Here is a 14,763-nt window from a genome sequence, read left to right on the forward strand (position 1 = left end):
GCTACACCGTTAACGCGAAGTTCGGGTTGACGCCGTAAAGCGCCAACGCTGCGGACAACACGACAACCTGCACCGAGACCAGGGAGAAGCGCATCGAACGGCCGACCGCCTCGCCGACGCCGACGGGCCCGCCGCCGGCGTTGTAGCCGTAGAAGCAGTGGGTGATCATCACGACCGCCGTGATGATGATGGCCTCCAGGAACGACCAGAACACGTCATCGGGGCGCAGGAACGTCCGGAAGTAGTGGTCGTAGGTGCCGCTGGATTGCCCGTAGAGCACGGTCGTGGTGATCTGCGGCGACAGGAAACACATGATCATCGCCATCGCGTAGAGCGGAATGATCACGACCAGCCCGGCCATGAACCGCGTGGTCGCCAGGAACGAGATCGACTTGATCCCCATCACTTCCAGGGCGTCGATCTCTTCGCTGATCCGCATCGCGCCGAGCTCGGCGGTGGCTCCCGCGCCGACCGTGGCGGCCATCGCGATGCCGGTAACCACCGGGGCCGCGATGCGCACGTTGATTAGTGCGGCGAAGAAGCCGGTGAACGCCTCGACCCCGATGTTGCCCAGGGATGCGAAACCTTGGATCGCGACTAGGGAGCTACCGGAGAGCGTGACGAAACCGACGATGGCGACGGTGCCACCGACGACGGCCATGGCCCCGGTGCCCATGCCGATTTGGGCGATCAGCCGCAGCGTTTCCTTGCGGTAGTTGCGCAGCGCGTGCGGCACCTGCCCGATGCAGACGATCCCGAACCAGGCCATCTTGCCGATGTCGTCGAGCCCCCGGCCGGCAGCACCGCCGTAGCGATTCAGGTTTTCGGCTGCCCGCGGGAACCTGGCACGCACTATGTCGACGTTAGTCATGTCAGTGTCCCGTTCCGAATCGCACGCCGATTGTCGTCAGAATTACGTTCACCGCGTACAGCGCGACGACGCAGAGCACCACGGTTTCGTTGACGGCGGTGCCCAGGCCCTTGGAGCCACCGCGCACGGTCAGTCCCCGGAAGCAGCCGACCAGGCCGGCGATCAGGCCGAAGATCGCGGCCTTGACGGTCGCGATGACGACCTCGGGCAGGCCGGTGATGGTGGTCAGGGTGGCCAGGTAAGCGCCACCCGAGACATTTTGCAGATACACCCCGAACAGATAGCCACCCACCAGGCCGACGGTGATGACCAGGCCGTTGAGCAGTGTGGCGACCACGGTCGCGGCGATCACCCGGGGCACCACCAGCCGGTGGATCGGGTCGATGCCCAGCACCTCCATCGCGTCGATTTCCTCGCGGATGGTGCGCGCGCCCAGGTCGGCGCAGATTGCGGTGGACCCGGCGCCGGCGACCACCAGCACCGTGGTCAACGGGCCGAGCTGGGTGACCGCACCGATCGCCGCGCCGGCACCGGACAGGTCGGCGGCACCGAACTGGGCCAGCAGCACGTTGAGCGTGAAGATCAGCAACACGGTCAGCGGTATCGAGACAAAGACGGTCGGCAGGAACGCGACGCGCATGATGAACCAGCCCTGCAAGATGAGCTCGTGCCACTGGAATGGCCGACGGAATAGCGCCCTGCCGGTCAGGACACACATCCGGAAGAATCCGCCGATCAGAGTCAGCGGCGTCTCCAATTGGTCGCGCACATAGCCGACCAAATGCGGACGAGTCGACGTCGTCACCATCGCCCCCTCACACCGGCACCGCGCGCCTCGTGGCGCCGCGAATCGTGTCGCACGCCCCCCCCTTGCACGGATCCCACATGTGTGACCACCGACTCCCTACTGGCAAGTAGTAACGGAGACCACAGGAATGTACCCGATGGCCAAGCACGTGTGAACCGCATCACCACAATTAACCCTTCGTCAACAGCGGGCAAACGTTACAGTTTCTATTGGCTTTCCTCCCCCGCCGTGAAATCCCTTGAACTAGACTGGGTTTGAGTTGTGTCCGCAGTTCCGTAGCGCCGCCGTAGCTCAGTCTTGAGGACCTTCCCGGCAGGGTTGCGAGGTAGCGCGTCGACCACCTCGAAGGCCTTGGGGTGCTTGTAGCGTGCGAGCCGCTCGGTCAGGAACTCGTCCAGATCATCCAGGCGCGGCCCGTCGTCGGTGATCGCCGCGACCGCGATCGGCACCTCGCCCCACTTCTCGTGGGCACGGCCGATGACCGCGACCTCGACGATGCCGGGATGGCCGGCAAGAACGTTCTCCACTTCGGCGCAGTAGATGTTCTCGCCGCCGGAGATGATCATGTCCTTCTTGCGGTCCACCACCCAGATGTAGCCCTCCTCGTCCGTACGGACGAGGTCTCCGGAGTGGAACCAGCCACCGGCAAACGCCTCCGCGGTGGCCTGCGGGTTGTTCCAGTAACCGCTCATCAATGTTGGTGCCCGATAGACGATTTCGCCGATTTCACCGATCGGCACGTCGTTCATGTTTTCGTCGACCACGCGGGCGGCGACGGTCGGGATCACCTTGCCGACCGATCCCCGTTTACGAATCGCGTCCTCACCGAGCAACATGCAGGTGACCGGCGACATCTCTGTCTGGCCGAACGCCGCCAAAATCTGGGTTCCGGGGAACGTCGCCGACATCTCCCGCAGCAGCGCATCCGGAGCCGGTGCCGCGCCCCACGACATGATCCGCAGCCTCAGCTCACGGGGTCGGGCTTGCTGCTCGGCGCAGACCGCCTGCCACTGGGCCGGGACCAGGAAGATGCCGGTGACCTTTTCGGCCGCCAACACGTCGAGCAACTGCCCGGGGTCGAATGCGCCGAGGGGATAGATCACCGTGGGCAGGCCCAGCAGGAGCCCACCCAGCAGGTTCCCGACCCCGGCGATGTGGAAGAGCGGGACGCCGATGAAACCGACGTCGTTATTGATGTCGGCGCCGTTGGTGTAAAGCCCGGTCATCGTCTGCCCGGTCAAGTTGGTGTGGGTGAGCACCGCGCCTTTGGGACGCCCGGTGGTGCCCGAGGTGTACATGATCAGGGCCGGCGAGTCGTTCGGGACGTCCGCCGGCTCGGCCGCGTCGGCGGCCTCCTCGATCAGGTCTTCGTAGCCGAGCACGCTGTCGTCGCTCGAGCCGCCGGCCACGACGACCGTGTCAAGGAGCGGCTGGATGTCGCGGACCCCGGTGGCCACCGGAGCGAGCACCGCTTCGGTGACCATTACCCGCGCTTCGCAGTCTTCGACCAGGAAACCGATCTCGGGCGGGGTGAGCCGGAAGTTCAGTGGAACCGCGATGGCCCCGAGCATGTTGGTGGCCAGCATGGCCTCGACGAACTCGGCGCGGTTGAGCATCAGAATCATGACCCGATCCCCGAAGCCGACCCCCCGCCGGCTTAGGGCACCGGCCAATGCGCTGACCCGACCGTGCAGGTCAGCCCACGTCAGAGTCCGACCCATGAACCGCAGCGCGACGGCGTGCGGCTGCATCAGCGCGTGCCGCTCGAGCTGGTTGACCCAGTTCTGCCGCCGGGCCAGATACGGCTGCTCAGTCGGGTGTGACGGCTGTGATGCTTGTGCCTCGTGGCTAGCAAGTTGCGCGGTCAACTAATACCGTCCCTTCACTCGCGCACCGCTTGCGACAGGTTGATATTTGATAAAACATAGTGTTGTGTGGGTCACACTATGGCCTTAACGCCCTGATGACAAGCCCCGTTGCGCTCTGAAAACGCCCTGAAAACGCCCCCGAAAACCCTGGCAGCCGACGTGAACTTACCGCTATCTACGCGAACCCATGGCAGGCGGCGACAGCTGCGCCGGGCGCAGCTGTCGGACGAGGTCGCGGGCCATCTGCGGGCGGCGATCATGTCGGGGACGTTGCGCCCGGGAACATTTATCCGCCTCGATGAGACCGCGGCCGAACTCGGGGTCAGCGTGACGCCGGTGCGCGAGGCCCTGCTGAAGCTGCGTGGTGAGGGCATGGTGCAGCTGGAGCCGCACCGCGGCCACGTCGTGCTGCCCTTGACCCGCCAGGACATCGAGGACATCTTCTGGCTGCAGGCCACTATCGCCAGGGAACTGGCCGCCGCGGCCACCGACCACATCACCGACATCGAAATCGACGAGCTCCAGCGCATCAACAATTCGCTCGAGGCGGCAGTCGGGTCCAGCGATCCCGAGACCATCGCCGGCATCGAGTTCTCGTTCCATCGCGTCTTCAACCAGGCCAGCCGGCGGATCAAGTTGGCCTGGTTCCTGCTCAACGCCGCGCGGTATATGCCGGTGCAGGTGTACGCCGGCGATCCGCAGTGGGCTGTGGCGGCGGTCGACAATCACCGGCAGCTGATCGCCGCGCTGCGCCGGCGCGATACGCCCGCGGTGATCGAGCACACGGTCTGGCAATTCACCGATGCGGCCCAGCGGCTCACCGAAATGCTGGACGCGGCGGGGATTTTCGGGTAACCGGGCGGTTCGCCCTAGTTGGCGGCCAGCTGTTCGGCGCGCAACTTGAGGTTCTCCGCCAGGTGATCCAGCACGTTGTTCAGCATCGACTTCACCAGCGGCGCGGGCACCGGCAGCGACGGTTCGACGTCGATGTCGACGGTCAGCAAGCTCGAGGCGCCGGTTTCCACCACGCTGAACAGCTGCTCCTGTTTCTTGAACAGCTCGCCTTGCTGCATGACGGTCTGAATCTGGTTCGGTCCCGGGTAGTACACGGCCTGGATGTAGGTTCCCTCGAAGCCTTGGTAGCCGGCGTCCAGGCGCAGCTGACTGGGCCGGCCGTCGTCATAGCGCGCAAGCACCCAGCAGCCCTTGACCCCGTCGCTCCACTCCGGGTACTGCTCGAAATCCGCGACGATCGCCATGACCGCGGCGGCGGCGGCGCCGACCTCTACGGTCTTGCTCAAAACAGGCATTGGCGAAGCATAACCGGGTAAGCGAAAGCCCCAGCACAGGGCGCTATCTGGGCCAAACTCTAGGTCGATTCCTCGACGCAGGCCGTCGACAGCAGGGACCGGATGGGCTCGGGAATCGGAACGGATTTGCGGCTGGCCCGGTCGACGTAGACGTGCACCCAATGCCCGAGCGCGGTAACCGGCAGCGACGCCTGGCCCTCTTTCGAGCCCTCTTTCGACTCGAACACGCCGAGCCGGTAGGTGACGCTGCTGCGGCCCAGCCGCGTCACGGCAAGGCCCACCTGGAGGTCCTGCGGAAATTGCAGTTCGGAGAAATAGCGGCAGCCCGACTCGGCGACGACGCCCAGCGCCGGCATGGTGATCGGGTCAAGCCCGGTGCCGAGGGTGATCCAGGCATTGATCGCGGTGTCGAACAGCTGGTAGTAGACCGCGTTGTTGAGGTGGCCGAACATGTCGTTGTCGGCCCACCGGGTGCCCACCGGCCACAACACCGGGAAGTCGCCGCTGGTGAGCTGCTCTGGTGCTGGCGGGATCCGCATAGCCATAGTTGTATTTCAACATGTGTGGCCCGGGTGCCCGGCTAGTCGCCGTAGAAGGCGCCCGTTAGCGCATTGCCTTGCAGCGTGAACAGCCGCTCGGACGCCGACCAGTCGGGCAGCAGTGAATCGAAGCCGTGACAGGTGCGGGGAAACACGTGCAATTCGGTGGAGACCCCGGCGCGCAACAGCCGCAGCGCGTAGTCGATCGCTTCGTCGCGGAACGGATCGATTTCCGCGCAGGTGATCAAAGTTGGTGGTAGACCGTGCAATTCGTCGCGCCGTGCCGGCACGGCATCCGGTGATCCGGGCTCTTCGCCCAGGTAGTAGTGCCACATCAATGCCGCGGCCTCGCTGTCGAAGGCCGGGCTGGTGCGAAACTCCGCTTTCGACGCGGTAGCGCGATCGTCGAGCACCGGCTGATGGAGCAGTTGGAACACGACGGGCGGCAGCGATCCATCGGCGGCACGTTGTGCCAGGGAGGCGGCCAGGGTGGCCCCGGCGCTGCTCCCCGCGACGGCCAGCCGCACGGCATCGACACCCAGTTCCGCCGCACTGCCGGCCACCCAATTGAGCACCACGGTCGCGTCGTCGAGTGCGGCCGGGTAGGGGTGTTCCGGGGCCAGCCGGTAGTCGACCGACACCACTGTGCAGCGGGCGCGACGGGCGAGTTCCGCGCACTGTCGATGATCGGTGTCGAGGTTACCCAGCGCGAATCCGCCCGCGTGGCAGTAGACGACCGCCGGTGCCGGCGACGGGCCGCCGCGATAAATGCGGACGGGTACTCGCCCGGATGCGGCGAGCACGCTGCCGTTTTCGATGTGCACGCCCGGCATGTCGGTGAGTTCGGCGGCGTCCCGGCGGCGCTGGTCGAACGGACCGCGCATGACCCCGATCGCTTCCGGGGAGAAGGACGTTCGGGTGGTCGCAATCGCGCGCAGCACGGGATCGAGGCGCCGCGCGCCGTCCAATTCCGTCACCGACTCGTCCGGTCCGGCGCGGTGCGGGCCTGGCTTTCGGCGGCGGACGCGGCCCAAGCCGGAGGGCTGGAGAAGGCGAAGTCGGCGGGTCTGAACCTGCGCGTCATCTCCCAGAAGCTACGCGCGCTTCGCGGCCACTGCGTGACCACGCGCCCATTCGGAGCGCGGAAGTAGTTGCTGCACTGGGTGGTCCACACGGTCCCGACCATCCACTGGTCGATCTTGGCGATGAACTGCGCCAGCGCGGACGGTCGCACCGCCACATAGGTCTTGTCCTGGCGCCGCATGTACTTCAGTACTCGCACGATGTAGCGCGCCTGAGCTTCCAGCATGAAGATCACACTGTTGGAGCCGACATTCGTGTTTGGTCCGTAGAGCATGAAGAAGTTCGGGAATCCGGGAACGGCCATGCCGAGATATGCATGGGCCCCTTCACTCCAGACCTCGCGCAGTGTCGTTCCGCCTTCTCCGGAAACATCCAGCTGTCCGAGATAGTCGGCCGCGGCATAGCCGGTCGCGCACACCACGACGTCGACTTCGCGTTCGGTGCCGTCTTCGGTGACCAGGGACCGAGCCCGCAGGTAGCGCGCCGGACTGGTCAGCACCTCGACGTTGGACCGGGTCAGCGCGGGCAGGTAGTCCGACGAGAACACCAGCCGCTTGCAGCCCATCGGGTGGTCCGGAGTCAGTTTGCGGCGCAGTTCTTCGTCGGCGACCGTCTTTTCAAGCAGGCCAAGCGCAATCGCGGTGAAATCCTGAGTCTTCTCGCTACCATGCTCGATCACCGAGATGTTGGATTCGCTGCGCAACCACAACCGGGTCCGGTACAGCTTTTTGGCGAACGGCAGATGGGCGAAGACCCAGCGCTCCCGTCGTGTGTAATGCCGGTCTGGTTTGGGCAGAATCCAGGTCGGCGAGCGCTGCACCGAATACACCTGGCCGGCCACCTTCGCGAGTTCGGGCACCAGCTGCGACGCCGTCGATCCGGTTCCCAACACGGCCACCCGCGCGCCCGCGAGGTCGACCGAATGGTCCCAGCGCGACGAGTGCATCACCGTTCCGGCGAACGGCTCGTGCTCGACGAGTTCCGGGAAAAGCGGCCGGGTGAACAGACCGACGGCGGACACCACGACATCGAAGTGGTGCTGTTCGCAGCCGGTGGTCGTCAGGCACCACTGTTGGGAGTCCTCCTCCCAACGCGCCGTGTGGATTTCGGTGCGCAGTCTCAAATGTGGCCGCAGCCCGTATTTGTCGGCGCAGCGCACAAAGTACTCAAGAATCTCGGGCTGCCCCGACCACAGCCGCGACCAACGCGAATTCAAGTCGAAGGAGAACGAATACAGATGCGACTTCACGTCGCACGCCAGGCCCGGATAGGTGTTGATCCGCCACGTGCCGCCGACGTCTTCTTCACGGTCGAAGATGGTGAAGTCATGAAAACCGGCACGGGACAGCAGGACTCCCAGCGCCAGGCCACCCGGGCCGGCGCCGATGATGCCGACCGACAAGGTCGTTCTCATCGAATCTGCAGGCATTGCCCGCCATCGACGACCAGTTCCGAACCGGTGATGAACGACGCAGCGTCCGACACCAGAAAGGCGACCGCGTCGGCGATTTCGGTGGGCTGCCCCAGCCGCCCGAACATCGCTGTCGCCGTCAGCCGGGTCTGCGTCGTCTCATCGAGCATCGAGGTCGCGATCGGCCCGGGGAACACCGCGTTGACCCGGATGCCGGAGGGGCCGAGTTCGGCCGCCGCGGTTTGGGTCAGACCGCGAAGCGCCCACTTCGACGATCCGTATGCGCAGTGTGCGGGGAACGGGCGGATCGCCCCCGTGCTGCAAATGTTGACGATGGCAGCGTGTTTCGCCTCCTGTAACTGGGCAAGCGTGGCGCGGATGCCCAGGAATGCGCCCAGACAGTTGACGCGCCAGGCGTTTTCGAAGTCCTCGGCCGTCTCGTCGGCCAGCGCTGCGCGATGCAGCACTCCGGCGTTGTTGACCAGTGCGTTCAGCATCCCGAATCGAGCCACTGTTTTCTCGACGGCGGCCTCCCACTGCTGCGGGCTGGTCACGTCGAGTTCGATCGCGATCACCCCGTCGTCACCCAGTTCACCGACCGCAGTGACGATGTCATCGGCCCGCCGATCGCAGGCCGCCACGGAATACCCTTCGGCGCGAAGCTTTTTGACGATAGCCCAACCCTGGCCGCCCGCGGCGCCGGTGACGAGTGCGACGCTCATGATGACGGAACCTCCGGGCTGTCGGACAGGCCTTGGCTGGTGATGAATTGGCAGCGCCGACGCTGGAAACGCCAGTGCCCGTGGCGACGGACCAGTTGATCGTCGTACATCGCGGGCCGCAGCTGTAGGTCCCCGGCTCTGACGAACAGTACCTGCGAGCGTGCCGTCGCGGTGTCGTCGCGGACGTCGATGCGCGAAACCCCGGTCATATGCAGTCCGCGTGGCGCATCACGAAACATCTTGGCGATCCCCTCAGGCCCGGCGAAAGACCGTCCGTACACCACGAATTCCGCATCGGCGGTGAACAGCTGCGCGCACGCGTCGATGTCGCCGGCGTCGAGGGCGAGCGCGTAGCCGGCTATCAGTTCGCGAACCGCGGTGTGGTCGTCGGTCACTGTCCGGTCGCCTCACGGAGGTGCTCGATCGCGCCGCGCCGCAACGCCTGCGATTCGGCGGCCAGGGTGATCATCGCAAAGCCGAGCTGCGCCATCGCGTGACCGGTCTTGCCCTCGTTGGCGTGAATCCCGGTGACCAGTCCGGCTTCGGTAGCGACGCGATGAATGTGCACGATCGCGTCCAGGACTTCCGGGTGTCTGGTTGACCCAACGGGGTCGACTCCCATCGAGATCGCCAAATCGGCTGGCCCGATATAGATTCCGGCCAGGCCGTCTACCGCGCAAATGGCGGTGAGATTCTGCAGTGCCGCGGCGGTTTCGATCATCGCGAACACGCTCACCCGCGCCTCGTGGGCGGCGGGGTCGAGCCCCAGGCTGGCGCGCAGCGGGCCGAAGCTGCGCAGGCCCGCCGGTGGATAGCGGGTGGCGGCCACCGCCGCGGCGGCCTGGCCGGCCGATTCGACCATCGCGATGAACACGGCATCGGCGCCGGCGTCGAGCACCCGCCCGATCGGTGCGGGATCGGCATTGGGTAGCCGCACCGCGGTCGCGATGGGCACCTGCTCGAGGCGCCGCAACATGCCGGCGATATCGGCGTCGTCGAGGTATCCGTGCTGAGCGTCGAAGCCGACGTAATCGTATCCGGCGCGCGCGAATTCCTCCGGTCCGATCAGCGTCGGGCCGGTGATCCAGCCGCCCCATATCGGTGTCGTCTTGTGCAGCGCCTGCTGGAAGTTGCTCTGCGGCATCTGGGGCATGCTCATTGCTCGATCGCGATCTTCACGCGCTCGGGAACCGGCCGGCAGGCCAGGTCGAACGCGCCCTGCACGTCGTCGACGCCGAAGGTGTGGGTGAGATAGGAGCCGAGCAGCTCAGGATGGTCTGTGGCGAATTTACTGGCGAGCTCGAGTACCCGCCGCCGGTCAAGCGTCACACCGGATTTCAGGGTCAGGTTGTTGCGCAGCATGAGACGCATGCTAATCGGGTAGGCCTCGTCGTCGGCAACGCCGAAGTAGAAGACGGTGCCGCCGGGCGCGGCGGCTTCGATGGCGTGGCCCAGCGTGGCGACCTGATGGCCGACGGCCTCGATGACGATATCGGCGCGGTCGGCGGGCGCCAATTGGCTGACCCACCGGTCGCTGCTCGCGCGGACGACATCGTCCACACCGAATATCGTTGCGAGGCTTCGGCGATCGATGGGGTCGACGCCGGTGACGCGGCGGGCACCGGCGGCCTTGGCGACGTAGGAAAATAACAGCCCGATCGAGCCCTGACCGATGATCGCGACGTGACGGCCGGCCAGGTCGGGCAGTTGCTCGCAGGCATAGAGGACACACGCCAGCGGCTGCAGGCCGACCGCCTGCCCCGGGGTGAGTGCCGGGTCGTAGGGCGCGAGCCCGTTGCCGTCGCTGACCACCCGCTCCATCATCCCGTCGAAACCCGAGGCCCAGCCCACCACGCGATCGCCGGGACGGTGCTGGCGATGCCGGCTGGCGATCACCTCGCCGGCCACTTCGTGGATCGGGAACCCGTCCTTCTCGGCGGCGCTTGGTCCGTCGTCACCCGGGAGTCTGCCTTTGGCGCCCCGGAAGCCCGGCAGGTCGCTGCCGCACACCCCGGCGGCCAAGAACCGCAGCAGCACCTGACCATCGGCCAGGTCGTCGGGGGTTTTGTCAGGGATCGACGTTCGCTCGAATACGTAGGGAGCGATGATCCGGTAGGACCACACGTCAGACCTCCACCGGGATCTGGTTCCATCCCCACTGGAAGCTGGACGGCAGCCGCGTGGCGGCGTCACCCTGGATCGCGTAGTCCGGCACCCGCCGAAGCCATTCGGTCAGCAGCACATCGATTTCCAGCCTGGCCAGGTGGTAGCCGATGCAGAAATGCTGGCCGCGGCCGAACGCCAGCGACCGCTTGATGGGCCGGTTCCAGATGAACTCGTCGGGGTTTTCGTACTCCCGTTCGTCCCGGTTCGCCGAGGCCAGCAGCGTGATGATGCGTTGACCCGGTTTGAGCGTCTCGCCGTGAATGTCGAAGGGTTTGCGCACAGTTCGGGCGAACCACTGGGCCGGAGCGCAATACCGGATCATTTCCTCCCGCGCGAGCGGGACGTTGGTGGCCGGGTCGGCGCGCACCGCGGCCAACTGATCGGGGCGCTTGCTGAGCTCCCAGAGCCCGTGCGCGACGATCTTGGGCACGGTTTCGGTGCCGCCGATGAAGATGCAGAGCATCTGGGTCGCGGCTTCGACGTCGTTCAGCGCGCTGCCATCCGGCAGCCGATAGCCGAGCAAGCCGTCGACGACGGGCAGCGCGTCTCCCGACGAGCCGGCACGGCGGCGCTCGACGACCGGAGTCAGGAACCCCAGGTAGTTGGGCCGGGCTTCGGCGGTGTCGACGCCCACACCCGGCTCGGCCAGGCTGCCGGTGTTGACGGCCGCCAACACCTGCGCCGCGAGATCGTCTGGGAGACCGAGCAGTCCACACACCATCGCGGCCGCCACGATCCCGCCGTACTCCTGAGTCAGGTCGAACGATCCCCGCGGCAGCAGCAGGTCGAGCCGTTGGTTGGCCAGGGCGCGGATCCTGTCCGCCAGCCCGGCGACCGACCTGGGCCGTAACGGCGCCGAATGCGCCCGCCGGATCTCGCCATACAGGTCGGCGTCGAACACCGCGTGAAATGGCAACGGATGCAACGGTGGATCCTCGACCGGCCCGGTGTTGTGCTTGGCCAGGACCGCCGTCGGCGGCAACGTACCCTCCGATGCGACGAATGTCCCGTCGTTGACCTCCAGCACTCGCCAGATGTCCTCGAAGCGAGACAGCGCGAAGGTATCCCACTGCGGCAGGTAGTACAGCGGGTGGTCGTCGCGCAGAATTCGGTAGTACGGCAACGGGTTTGCCATTACCCGCGCATCAAAGGGGTCGTAGCTGAAGTCCACTGGTGCCTGCTGATCGGTCACTGCAGCGGAGAGGGCGGTAGCGCCTGCAGAATCGAGTCTTCCCAGCCGTCGCGCAATGCCGGCGCCACACTCATCCAGGTGACGATCTCGGCGGGTGGGCTCTCCTTCCACGAGGGGTAGTGGTTGGCGAAGCATTCCCAGCCGCCGTCCAACGCCCAGTAATGGATGACCTCGTTGTAGCGGAAGGTGGTGGTGAAGGAACCCAGCCAGCGCTTACCGGTGCGCTCCGACCACGGGACATAGAGGCGTTCCAGCTCGCGGATGTAGTCGTCTTGCCGTCCCGGCTTTGTTTGCATGATCTCCTGAATCACCAGCGGCGCAGCAAAATTGGCCTCGCGCAGCTGGGCCAGGGTTTTGTTGCTGGGCCCGGGGTACATGATTCGCCCTTCGCCCGAGGCGCCGATCTCGCCAAGAAACGCCGACCACTTGCCGGCCGCTGCCTCGTGACTGCCACCGCGTGCCTGGGCCGCTCCGATCCTGGCGTAGTCGGCGAACCCGTCGATCTCCCAGATGACCGTCGCCTGTGGCCAGTGACCGTTGTAGGGCGTCGATTCCCAGATCGCGAACAGCCGGGCGCCGAGCTCCTCCATCATCGGCTGGTAGCTATCGGCGAAAGCCTCAGTGAAACGGTCGCCGTGGCCGGAGCCCAGCGAGATTGTCTCGTGCAGGTAGAGCAGGGTGTGGCCGTGATACTTCTTCATCAGTCGAGCCGGACCAGCTCTGAATGGACGCGCGAACAGCTCACCTCGCATAGCAGCGTCTCGGTCGGTTCGACTGGGGTGCCCGGGAACCCGGCCGCCGCAAGGGCATAGCCCTTGAATTTGCGCGCCGCCGCGCTGAGCACGTGCTGCGCGCTGGTCATCCCGCGGTTCACTCCCAACGGCCACCCGTCGCCCCACAGCGCGACTTCGGTCAACCGATCGTCCAGCGATTTGAGCACCTTGTCACGTACCCGTTCGTCCGCGGTGAACGCCTCGGCGCTAACGGCCAGCGTTTGGCTCGTCGAGCCCATCGCGGTCGGGACGAACTCCGATTCGGTGTCCACCACCCCGACCCCGAGGATGCGCAGCGCCCGGGCGTCGTCGTTGCCCGGCAGCAGGACGGTCACCTCCCACCCGGCCATCACCCGGTCGTAGAGCCATCCCCCGGCCGAGTGCACGACATCGACGGCGCTGCCGGCAACCACGTCCAGCCGATATCGCAGGCACTCACCGTTTGCTCTTGCGGCGGCGACCCGCGCGCTCTGGCTGATGTCGAACGTCGGAGTGACCATCAAATCCATTCCTCACCGCCACACCGCGGAGTGCATTGGGTTTCAGGCATCCAGCTGCAGCGCTTGTCATGGGCTTTCTCAAGGGCTGAAGCCGCCTCACGCAACGGGTGACGCGGCCCATCGCATAGCGTGACACTTTTGCCGAAATTTGTAAAGCTTCTCCGAGCGGTCAGGAGTCGCGGCGCGCCTTCAGTTCGGCCAGTATTTCGTCGGTGTGCTGCCCCAGTTCCGGTGCCGCCGAGCGGGGCGCCCACGGGGTGCCGTGGAAATCCGCCGGGGTGGCCACCATCGAGACGCCGGATTCCCCGTCGGGCACATCGACGATGCCGCCCGCGGCGTGGAATTGCTCGTCGGCCACGACATCTTCGAGCGAGTTGATCGGCGACCAGAAGAAATCCGGTTCGGCCGCAAAGGCCTGCGCCCATTCGTCCAGCGAGCGGGTCGCGAAGATCTCGTCCAGCTCGGCGATCAGCGTCACCCCGTTGACGGCACGGGCCCGGGCATCGCTGAACAGCGGGTCATCGAGCCATTCGGGACGGCCGACGACGCGACACAGCGGAGGCCAATGCCGGTCGCCTTCGAGACCGACGATCCAGAAGCGTCGCCCGTCGCCGGCGGCGTAGTTGTTCATGCACGGATTGCCCATCGTTTCGCGCTCCCCGACGGCGATCGGCTGGCCGGTCAGCAGATAGGTGTTGAGGTCGAAGCTCACGGTGTAGGCACCCTGGCGGTACAGCGAGGTCGTCACCAGCTGACCGGCGCCGGTGCGTTCGCGGGCCAGCAGCGCCGCGCAGATGGCCGCGGCCAGGGTCATTCCGGCCGAGTGGTCACCCATACCGCCCCGCTGAAACGGCGGCGTCTGGCCGGGCCGGGTGAGCAAGTGGGCCACTCCGGCGCGGGACCAGAACGCTGCCACGTCGTAGGCGGCCCGGTCGGCGTCGGGGCCGGTTTCGCCGTATCCGGTGATCAGGCCGTACACCAGGCGAGGATTGTGGGCGGACAGTGACTCGAAATCCAGGCCGAGGCGTTGCAGCGCGCCAGGGCGGACGTTGGTCACGAAAACGTCTGCGTCGGCCAGCAATTCGAAGGCGGTATCGCGGCCCTCGCCGGTGGTGAGGTCCAGCACGATGCTGCGCTTGGAGCGGTTGTCCATTTCGAACGGCGGGTTGACCCCGAGGTCGCAGCCCAGCATCCGGCCGAACATTCGCCCCGGATCACCGGCCGGCGGCTCGATCTTGATGACGTCGGCGCCCCAGTCGGCCAGGATCCCGCTGGCGGCCGGCCCGGCCACCCACACTCCGAGCTCGACGACTTTGATGCCCGCTACCGGTCCTGCCATGGGTACGTTCCTACTCCGTACTGTTGCCGCGCATTCTTCCTGGGTCACCGGGTTGACGTCCGCAAGGCCTTCCGCTCAGGCTTTCGAGTGTGCACTGCGGGTTTCGAGTGTGCGCTGAGGGTGCAGTTCGGCCCCAGATCTCGCCGTGTACGCACGCCCAAAGCCGTCAAGGCACAACGGC

Annotated in this window: 16 protein-coding genes; 1 reads left to right on the forward strand and 15 read right to left on the reverse strand. The window is 66.1% G+C overall.

Annotated features, from left to right (window positions below; genetic code table 11):
- Nucleotide 1 precedes the first annotated feature (1 nt).
- The 3 genes from ACTXG5_RS04520 to fadD5 form a co-directional block, all read right to left on the reverse strand.
- Nucleotides 2-871, reverse strand: coding sequence for an ABC transporter permease (locus tag ACTXG5_RS04520; RefSeq protein WP_445162546.1), 870 nt, complete (start codon nucleotides 869-871; stop codon nucleotides 2-4).
- Nucleotide 872: 1 nt separating this feature from the next.
- Entirely contained in the window at nucleotides 873-1,676 is an 804-nt protein-coding gene (locus ACTXG5_RS04525; protein ID WP_445162547.1) for an MlaE family ABC transporter permease, read from the reverse strand.
- 209 nt (nucleotides 1,677-1,885) lie between these two features.
- The gene (gene fadD5, locus ACTXG5_RS04530; protein ID WP_445162548.1) at nucleotides 1,886-3,547 is read right to left on the reverse strand and encodes a fatty-acid--CoA ligase FadD5; all 1,662 of its coding nucleotides are present in this window, start codon (nucleotides 3,545-3,547) and stop codon (nucleotides 1,886-1,888) included.
- 159 nt (nucleotides 3,548-3,706) lie between these two features.
- Here fadD5 and ACTXG5_RS04535 point away from each other — a divergent pair, with 159 nt between their 5' ends.
- Complete coding sequence (locus ACTXG5_RS04535; protein WP_445162549.1) at nucleotides 3,707-4,402, forward strand: GntR family transcriptional regulator; 696 nt, start codon at nucleotides 3,707-3,709, stop codon at nucleotides 4,400-4,402.
- A gap of 14 nt (nucleotides 4,403-4,416) precedes the next feature.
- Here ACTXG5_RS04535 and ACTXG5_RS04540 read toward each other — a convergent pair whose 3' ends face one another.
- From ACTXG5_RS04540 to ACTXG5_RS04595, 12 genes are all read right to left on the reverse strand, one after another.
- Complete coding sequence (locus ACTXG5_RS04540) at nucleotides 4,417-4,857, reverse strand: SRPBCC family protein (protein WP_445162550.1); 441 nt, start codon at nucleotides 4,855-4,857, stop codon at nucleotides 4,417-4,419.
- A 59-nt stretch (nucleotides 4,858-4,916) separates the two neighbouring features.
- A complete protein-coding gene (locus tag ACTXG5_RS04545) occupies nucleotides 4,917-5,396 on the reverse strand; it encodes an acyl-CoA thioesterase (protein ID WP_445162551.1) in 480 nt (159 codons plus the stop codon).
- 41 nt (nucleotides 5,397-5,437) lie between these two features.
- Entirely contained in the window at nucleotides 5,438-6,373 is a 936-nt protein-coding gene (locus ACTXG5_RS04550; RefSeq protein ID WP_445162552.1) for an alpha/beta hydrolase, read from the reverse strand.
- Nucleotides 6,370-7,908, reverse strand: a complete 1,539-nt coding sequence (locus ACTXG5_RS04555) for a flavin-containing monooxygenase (RefSeq protein WP_445162553.1) — start codon at nucleotides 7,906-7,908, stop codon at nucleotides 6,370-6,372. Before ACTXG5_RS04555 ends, ACTXG5_RS04550 begins: the two co-directional genes overlap by 4 nt.
- On the reverse strand, nucleotides 7,890-8,612 hold the full coding sequence (locus ACTXG5_RS04560; protein WP_445162554.1) for an SDR family NAD(P)-dependent oxidoreductase: 723 nt from the start codon (nucleotides 8,610-8,612) through the stop codon (nucleotides 7,890-7,892). The genes ACTXG5_RS04555 and ACTXG5_RS04560 overlap by 19 nt, the downstream gene beginning before the upstream one ends.
- Complete coding sequence (locus tag ACTXG5_RS04565) at nucleotides 8,609-9,007, reverse strand: nuclear transport factor 2 family protein (protein ID WP_445162555.1); 399 nt, start codon at nucleotides 9,005-9,007, stop codon at nucleotides 8,609-8,611. Before ACTXG5_RS04565 ends, ACTXG5_RS04560 begins: the two co-directional genes overlap by 4 nt.
- Nucleotides 9,004-9,765: an HpcH/HpaI aldolase family protein gene (locus ACTXG5_RS04570; protein ID WP_445164266.1), complete on the reverse strand. Its 762-nt coding sequence runs from the start codon at nucleotides 9,763-9,765 to the stop codon at nucleotides 9,004-9,006. The genes ACTXG5_RS04565 and ACTXG5_RS04570 overlap by 4 nt, the downstream gene beginning before the upstream one ends.
- Before the next feature lie 2 nt (nucleotides 9,766-9,767).
- Nucleotides 9,768-10,736 carry a zinc-binding dehydrogenase gene (locus ACTXG5_RS04575; protein ID WP_445162556.1) on the reverse strand — a complete coding sequence of 323 codons (969 nt, stop codon included), beginning with the start codon at nucleotides 10,734-10,736 and terminating at the stop codon, nucleotides 9,768-9,770.
- Between the two features lies 1 nt (nucleotide 10,737).
- Complete coding sequence (locus ACTXG5_RS04580) at nucleotides 10,738-11,949, reverse strand: cytochrome P450 (protein WP_445162557.1); 1,212 nt, start codon at nucleotides 11,947-11,949, stop codon at nucleotides 10,738-10,740.
- A 17-nt stretch (nucleotides 11,950-11,966) separates the two neighbouring features.
- On the reverse strand, nucleotides 11,967-12,671 hold the full coding sequence (locus ACTXG5_RS04585; RefSeq protein ID WP_445162558.1) for an NIPSNAP family protein: 705 nt from the start codon (nucleotides 12,669-12,671) through the stop codon (nucleotides 11,967-11,969).
- On the reverse strand, nucleotides 12,671-13,243 hold the full coding sequence (locus ACTXG5_RS04590; RefSeq protein ID WP_445162559.1) for a hypothetical protein: 573 nt from the start codon (nucleotides 13,241-13,243) through the stop codon (nucleotides 12,671-12,673). The genes ACTXG5_RS04585 and ACTXG5_RS04590 overlap by 1 nt, the downstream gene beginning before the upstream one ends.
- Nucleotides 13,244-13,412: 169 nt before the next feature.
- Nucleotides 13,413-14,582, reverse strand: a complete 1,170-nt coding sequence (locus ACTXG5_RS04595; protein ID WP_445162560.1) for a CaiB/BaiF CoA transferase family protein — start codon at nucleotides 14,580-14,582, stop codon at nucleotides 13,413-13,415.
- Between the last annotated feature and the right edge of the window lie 181 nt (nucleotides 14,583-14,763).

It is taken from the genome of Mycobacterium sp. Dal123C01 (assembly GCF_052566995.1).